At 62.5% G+C, this 6,689-nt stretch carries 8 protein-coding genes; 4 read left to right on the forward strand and 4 right to left on the reverse strand.

The annotated features are described in order from the left end of the window. Positions 1 to 762: methylenetetrahydrofolate reductase (locus tag Y708_RS24530; RefSeq protein ID WP_081746723.1), on the reverse strand; the 762-nt coding region annotated here is incomplete at its 3' end. Positions 763 to 1,083: 321 nt separating this feature from the next. Between Y708_RS24530 and Y708_RS0111570 the strand changes: the two genes are divergently transcribed. Next, positions 1,084 to 2,178, forward strand: coding sequence for an aromatic acid exporter family protein (locus tag Y708_RS0111570; RefSeq protein ID WP_253905792.1), 1,095 nt, complete (start codon positions 1,084 to 1,086; stop codon positions 2,176 to 2,178). On the opposite strand, the gene Y708_RS24535 is transcribed toward Y708_RS0111570, so the two are convergent. Both Y708_RS24535 and Y708_RS0111580 read right to left on the reverse strand, forming a co-directional pair. Continuing rightward, a complete protein-coding gene (locus Y708_RS24535) occupies positions 2,179 to 3,300 on the reverse strand; it encodes an App1 family protein (RefSeq protein WP_051478931.1) in 1,122 nt (373 codons plus the stop codon). 18 nt (positions 3,301 to 3,318) lie between these two features. Next, on the reverse strand, positions 3,319 to 3,936 hold the full coding sequence (locus Y708_RS0111580) for a DUF3060 domain-containing protein (RefSeq protein WP_028280061.1): 618 nt from the start codon (positions 3,934 to 3,936) through the stop codon (positions 3,319 to 3,321). A gap of 138 nt (positions 3,937 to 4,074) precedes the next feature. Between Y708_RS0111580 and Y708_RS0111585 the strand changes: the two genes are divergently transcribed. The 3 genes from Y708_RS0111585 to Y708_RS0111595 all read left to right on the forward strand — a co-directional run bounded on the left by Y708_RS0111585 (position 4,075) and on the right by Y708_RS0111595 (position 6,099). Continuing rightward, positions 4,075 to 5,010: a 5'-3' exonuclease gene (locus Y708_RS0111585; RefSeq protein ID WP_028280062.1), complete on the forward strand. Its 936-nt coding sequence runs from the start codon at positions 4,075 to 4,077 to the stop codon at positions 5,008 to 5,010. 2 nt (positions 5,011 to 5,012) lie between these two features. Continuing rightward, positions 5,013 to 5,282: a hypothetical protein gene (locus tag Y708_RS0111590; protein ID WP_035776103.1), complete on the forward strand. Its 270-nt coding sequence runs from the start codon at positions 5,013 to 5,015 to the stop codon at positions 5,280 to 5,282. A gap of 64 nt (positions 5,283 to 5,346) precedes the next feature. Next, the gene (locus Y708_RS0111595; RefSeq protein WP_028280064.1) at positions 5,347 to 6,099 is read left to right on the forward strand and encodes a CPBP family intramembrane glutamic endopeptidase; all 753 of its coding nucleotides are present in this window, start codon (positions 5,347 to 5,349) and stop codon (positions 6,097 to 6,099) included. 41 nt (positions 6,100 to 6,140) lie between these two features. Here Y708_RS0111595 and Y708_RS0111600 read toward each other — a convergent pair whose 3' ends face one another. After that, entirely contained in the window at positions 6,141 to 6,572 is a 432-nt protein-coding gene (locus tag Y708_RS0111600; RefSeq protein ID WP_028280065.1) for an alpha/beta fold hydrolase, read from the reverse strand. Between the last annotated feature and the right edge of the window lie 117 nt (positions 6,573 to 6,689).

A 6,689-nucleotide genomic window follows, 5' to 3' on the forward strand; every position in this document is an offset into this window, starting at 1 on the left:
GCGGGTGGCGTCGTCGTCCGCTGCCGCCAGCCGGTCACGCAGCTGGTAGTCCATGTCGATGCCGGCCAGCTCGCTGAGGCGGTTCAGTCTCTTCACGCTGGTCAGCGGCATGACGCCGGGAATGATCGGGATCTCCACCCCGGCACGACGCGCGGCCTTGATCAGGCGGTCAAAGTGCTCGGAGCGGAAGAATACCTGTGTCAGGGCGAAGTCAGCGCCGGCTTCCTGCTTGGCAAGCAACGCCTCGATATCGTGGTCAAAGTTGGGTGAATCCGGATGTTTGGTGGCGTAGGCGGCCACTCCCACTGCGAGCCGGCCCGCGCCGAGATGGGCGGTGCGGGTCCGCTCGAACCGGCGAACCAGTTGAACCAGTTCGCTGGCATGCTTGAGGTCGCCAGGGGGAAACGTTGGGTCGGTCGGGATGTCGCCGCGCAGCGCCAGGATGCCACGAACGCCCCGGGAGACGAACTCCTCCACGAGTGCCACGAGGTCTTCACTGGAACTTGCCACGCAGGTCAGGTGGGCAAGCGGCCGCAGTGTGGTTTCGCTGAACAGACGGGTCACCAGGTCAAGAGCCGTGTCGCGGTTAGAGCCGGACGCGCCATAAGTGACTGAAACATAGTCCGGGTTGGTGTGTTCAAGCTCCCGGACGGTCTGCCACAGCTTTTCCTCCGCCATGCTGTTCCGCGGAGGAAACAGTTCGTAGGACAGCGCTGGGTAGGGCGGCGATGGTGAGTGTGCTGAATCTTTTGGTGGTGACATTCGTATATCCAAGTCGTTAGGTCATCCGGATTCGCCAATTGATCGGGCTATGCCGGTATGAAATAAGGAAGCAGGACGCAGAACCTGAGAACCACACAGCGCGGCCGCGCGGCGCAGTGAACTCCTGCGAACAAATGTCAGGCCCACATGGGGGCACCCACACTCCCCACAAGGGAGTCGCTGACCCGTTACTGAAGTAACTTGATAGGAACGTTACGCCACAGCAGCGTCGTGCATCAAGAAATGTTGCGGCGCGGCCGCAACATTGCGGTGGAACCGTGCGTCCGGCTGGCCCTCATGTTGGCTTGCCATACTGGGGACATGGCAAGCGCAGCAGGCAAGACCGCGAATCAACCCCTTGGTGGACGATTACGTGGGTTGTTGCTGCACCAGCGGCTGCTGCTGGCGCTGAAGGCGGGCCTCGCCGCGGCCATTGCCTGGTGGATAGCGCTGCAGGTTCCGGGGGTGGCGTCCCAGTACCCCTACTACGCGCCGCTGGGCGCGGTGGCGTGCATGTATCCAACAATCGCCGGGTCAGCCAAGCAGGGATTCCAGACCCTGGTCGGTCTGGCCGTTGGATTTGTCCTCGCCATTCCCGTGATTTTGCTTGGAGCAGTGTCGGTTCTGTCGGTGGCCCTGGTAGTTGGAATGGGAGTCCTCCTGGCAGGTCTCCCGAAACTCGGCGCCGGCCGCGACTGGATACCCATTGCCGCACTGTTTGTCCTCCTGCTTGGCGGCGACGACCCCGATGGATATTCGTTCGGTTACCTCCTCCAGATGTTGGTAGGCGTACTGGTGGGGCTCGGCGTCAACATGCTGATCTTTCCACCCCTGCACCTGAACGGTGTAGTTCATGGTTTGGCTGATCTTCGCGGTTCCCTCGCCCGGCAGCTGGCTGACATGGGCGCGGCAATCAATGAGTCCTGGCCACCCGAACATGCGGAATGGGCCGCGCGCCAGAACCAGCTCACCCAGCTGGGGCGCGAAGTCCGCTCAGCGGTTCAACTGGCCGATTCCAGCAGACATGGGAACATGCGACAACGGCGGCACAACCGCGATCTGAATGCGGACTATGACTCGCTGCGGGCCATGGAACGGGTCGCGTTTCATGTTGAAGACATGACCGAGATCCTTGCGGGGATCATCTGGCGGTCACCGGAAAGCACACCGTTGCCGCCTGCGTTGGTGGCACCCCTCGCCGAAGCCGTTACCCGGACCGGCGCCGCGATTGAGTCCTGGGACCCTGAAGAGTCCCACATGACCGACGCGGAGGACGCTGTTGAACACTTAATACAGCAGATCAACCACAGGGCGGCCGACAATCAGCGCATCGACGCAATCGCGACGCTGGGCATGGGCCTTCGCCGGATCCTGCTGACCATTCGTGCGGAGTCGGACATCCCGGTGGGAGGCTGACTAGGACTCGTCCTCAGGATCGATGCGGAAACCGGCGTCGACTATCCCGAGCTCGGCCAACTGCTCCGACATGCCGGCGCCGTCGGCTGCGTAGATCCACGGGATGCCCGGGGTGTTGGTGGAGTCCCCGGACTTGGACCGGCCACCGGCCAACACCGCTTCACCAGCTGAGAGCTGCCTGATGGCCACTGCCCTGACGTTTTCGGGGTGTTTCTGGGCAAATGCCGAATAGATGGCTTCGTCGTGCTGGCCGTCGTCGCCAATCAGCAGCCATTTGATGTTGGGGAATTCCTCTGCCAGCCGCTCCAGCGAGGACCTCTTATGGTCCGGTCCGCTGCGGAACCAGCGGTCACGCGTGGGACCCCAGTCAGTCAGGAGTTTAGGTCCAGCCGGGTAGAGGTTGCGTGAGAGGAAGCGGGTCAGCGTAGGCGCCACATTCCAGGCACCGGTGGAGAGATAGAGCACCGGCGCGTTGGGACTACGGCGTATTATGCGCTCCATCAGCACGGCCATACCCGGGGTGGCCATGCGGGCGTGTTCGTCAAGCACAAACGTATTCCAGGCTGCCAGGAAGGGCCGGGGCAGCGCCGTGACCATGACCGTGTCGTCAATGTCGGACACCACGCCAAAGGACACACCATCTTCTACGATCCGGATAGGCGCATCCGCAACCACGGAGTCTCCTGAGCGAAGACGGACAGTGTGCCATCCCGGCGTCAGATCCGCTTCGATGTGGGCGTCGATCACGCCTCCCCGGTCTGCGTGGACAACTGTGCTTGTGCCGTCCAGTTCAACCGTGACCTTCGCGTTGCGTACCGGTGCACTGGTGAAGTTCCGCCAGCCACGCAGCCCCTCCTTGAAGGGTTTCATGACTTCCCGGTCCGCGATGGGTTTGATGTCGCGCGGGTCGGAAAGCACCACGCGTCCAAGGACCCGGATCCAGCTGCTCGAACCGTATCCCGTGTACGGAATGATGGTCTCGATGCGACCGCGCTTCAAGGCGACACGGGTCTGAAAGGAATGCCACGCGTCGTCGATCATCAGGCCAAGATGAGTGCGCTCCTTGACCCCGTCCTCTGATGGTTGCGGGGCATGGTCTTCGGGAGCGGGGCTGGATGACATGCTAACCAGTCTTTCACGCTAGCCGTTGATCGTGGTGTCTGCGCCCTCGTCGTCGATCCTTGGCCGGCCTGTTTCGTAGGTGACGCTGTTCTTAGTCCCCTGAATATCGATCTCCTGCACCGACGTCAGTACCGCACTGTTGGAGCCGCCCTCCAGCGCCAGCTCACGGATATCAGTGGCGGTGACAGTGTTGGAGTTTCCCTGAACTTCGATCTCGTCCGGGTTCTGCACAGTGACGGTATTCTCCGACCCCTCGATCTCCACCTCCTGGCATTCGCCGGTGACCGTGAGCGTGACGTTGTCCGCGCGGATCTCGACCTGACCGCCGCCGTCACAGCGGACCACATTTGTGGACCCCGGCTCGGTAATGCGGTGTTCCATGCCGCGAACGAGAATCACCTCGTCTTCCGCGGATCCATCTGCAGACGGGGAGCCTGTCGTTTCGGGCGATACGCTGGCTGACGCTGACGCAGCCTCTGATGATCCGGTCGGGGTTTCGGCTGACACCGTGGTGCCCGTATTGACCGGGTTCACCGCGCCCTGATCTGTTGCCTCCGGGCTGGCCAGGCAGCCGGTCAGGAGGAGACCCGCTGCGGCGAGGCCAATGACGCTGAGTGGCCTGAACTGCTGTGACATGTCGGTACCTCCAGAAATCGTCAGTAATGTTTACCTGATCCCAGTGTCCTCTCGGAATGCTGAAGAGACGCTGAATGTGCGCCGAAGAATCTGGTAGCCCGGCGTTCAGGCAGCCGGCGTCCGTGAGAGGATCGCGGTGTGGCCAATCGACTCATGCTCCTCGACACTGCGTCCCTCTACTTCCGCGCCTTCCACGGCGTACCGGACACCATCAAGGCATCCGACGGCACCCCGGTGAACGCCGTGCGCGGACTGCTGGATATCATTGCCCGGCTTGTCACCGACTACCAGCCCAGCCATGTGGTTGCCTGCTGGGATGACGACTGGCGTCCGGCGTGGCGCGTCGACCTGATCCCGAGCTACAAAGCGCACCGCGTTGCCGCGGCCGTGAAGGAAGGTGTCGACGTCGAGCAGACTCCACCCGGGCTGGTCGCCCAGATCCCGTTGATCCGTGAGGTGCTGGCCGCACTCGATATCACCGTGATCGGCGCATCTCAGCATGAGGCCGACGACGTCATCGGCAGCCTCGCCACCCAGGCCGACATGCCCGTCGATATTGTGACGGGCGACCGCGATCTCTTTCAGCTCATCGACGATGAGAGCGGGGTGCGAGTCATCAACACGGCGCGCGGGATGAGCCGGCTTGAGGTTCTCACCGATGTGACTGTAGTGGGCAAGTACGGCGTGCTGCCCACCCAGTATTCGGATTATGCCGCGCTCCGCGGCGACACCTCGGACGGGCTGCCCGGCGTCACGGGCATCGGGGAGAAAACCGCCGCAAGCCTCCTCAAGGAGTTTGTCGACCTGGACGGGGTTGTCTCGGCGGCCGGCAATCCGAAGTCGGCAATGTCTGCGAGGGTGCGCGCGAACGTCACCGCTGCAGCGGAATATCTCGCGGTTGCGCCCAAGGTGATCGAGGTGGTGCGGGACCTTGACCTTGGCTCGTTTGATGCCCGGATTCAACCGCTCGATGCCTCCCATCTTGGCGAGGTCAAGAGGCTTGCAGTCGATTGGAACCTGGGAGGGTCCACACAGCGTGTGCTCAAGGCTCTCGGACATTCGGAGGCACATTGAACATGGAACCTACTCGCAGCGACAACATGCCCGCACCCGATCTCTTTCCCTGGCCGCGTCCGGTCAGCCCTGGTGTCCTGAAGATCGGCAAGAAGGTCCTCGGCATCGTGATGGTCCTGGTGGTTCTTGCCCAACTGGTGCCGCTGCAGCAGATCGGCGGAATGATGAATCACCTGTTTACGATCGTGCTGCTGCTTTCGTGGCTTGGCCCGGCCCGGCGCTACCTGAGCCGGTTCCTCGACCGCCGCAGCGGTGAATCCAAAAGCGACTGAGACCCTCGGGCCTTCCGGTTTGACGGTTCAACACCGCGGCCTGTGCCCCATATAGAGGACAAGAATGAGCCAAACCGTCCGAGCCCCGTTTCGCTCGCTCCTCCCGTTGAAACCGCGCACGGCCATCCTACTGCTTGCCGCGTTTGGCGTGGTGCGGGTAGCCCTCGTTTTGCAGGCGAACGTGACCGGCAGCTATCAGGTTGTGAGCCTCGTATTCCTGGCGATGATTGCACTACCGTGGATCCTGCTCACGAGGGACGGGCGCACGCTCATCGGACTAGTGCGACCGTTACACTGGCGCTGGGTATTGCCGGCGGTGGTGGTTGGCCTAGGAATGGCTCTGGGCGTGTACGCGAGCGCCACCGCACTATGGGGTCATACCGTCTCGAACCCGTTCGCGTATATCGCCCTGTCGTACTCGAACGTGCCGGCGTCACCATCCGACGCCGACCGCCTGATCTACTTCACCATTTTCGCGGTGATCGGGATGCTCTTCAGCCCGATCGGCGAGGAGGTGCTGTATCGCGGCGTCGCCCATGAGAGTTTCGCCGCACGCTTCGGCGACACGCGCGCGGCGCTCATCGACGCTGGAGCGTTCGCCGTCACTCACCTCGCACACTTCGGTATTGTTTTCGTGGCTGGCGCCTGGGCGTTCCTGCCTCTGCCAGCACTTTTCTGGGTTGTGACGATGTTTCTAGCGTCACTGGTGTTCTACGGTTTCAGGAAGCTCACGGGTTCCTTGGTTGGCGCGGTGGTTGCCCACGCGGGATTCAACCTCGCGATGAACTGGGTCATCTTCTACAGGATCATCCCCTAAATGATGACTCCGCCGAGTGGCTTTGGTTCATGGGCTGGTCACTACTTCGTGACCACTGCATCCAGTACTCGCCGGACGGCGTCGACCGAAACATCTTGGGCATCCTGGTAGACGTTGTGACCAGAGCCCTGCACCATCCGGGCGGTGCGGTTTGGGGCCAGCTCAGCGAACGCAGTTTCGTCAGCACCCCATTGGGCCTCGACAGTGTCGCTCCACACCTTACCGGCGGCGTAAACGGCCGGGTCATGTCGGAGGATCTCGAAGGGGATGTCTGGCCAGGAGGTCACCTGTTCCACCTGCTTGGCGCTCGTCGTTCCGTCCCAGCCGGGCCGAAATTCCTTGTCATCAAACATGCGGGCGAATGACGCTACGGTGGGATCGAAGAGCACGACGCCGGCGACATCGGTCGGGTGCTCGCCGACAAAGAGACGAGTTGTGAGACCGGCAGCGTCGGCGAACCCTCGCCCTGGCACTGCAGGTGCGCCGTCTCGCCGTCGACCTGGTACAAATCGCTGGCCCGGGCGGGCGGGTCGACTGAGGATCCACTGCACGCGGCTAGAACGACGGCGGACATTGCCACCGCCAGCAGG

Origin of the sequence: Arthrobacter sp. H5 (assembly GCF_000520595.1) — a bacterium.
Classification (GTDB): domain Bacteria; phylum Actinomycetota; class Actinomycetes; order Actinomycetales; family Micrococcaceae; genus Arthrobacter_D.

Bases quoted from the DNA above. Each gene is read 5' to 3' on its own strand.
- Y708_RS0111570 (WP_253905792.1), top strand. From the start codon at position 1,084: ATGGCAAGCGCAGCAGGCAAGACCGCGAATCAACCCCTTGGTGGACGA.
- Y708_RS24535 (WP_051478931.1), bottom strand. From the start codon at position 3,300: ATGTCATCCAGCCCCGCTCCCGAAGACCATGCCCCGCAACCATCAGAG.
- Y708_RS0111580 (WP_028280061.1), bottom strand. From the start codon at position 3,936: ATGTCACAGCAGTTCAGGCCACTCAGCGTCATTGGCCTCGCCGCAGCG.
- Y708_RS0111590 (WP_035776103.1), top strand. From the start codon at position 5,013: ATGGAACCTACTCGCAGCGACAACATGCCCGCACCCGATCTCTTTCCC.
- Y708_RS0111595 (WP_028280064.1), top strand. From the start codon at position 5,347: ATGAGCCAAACCGTCCGAGCCCCGTTTCGCTCGCTCCTCCCGTTGAAA.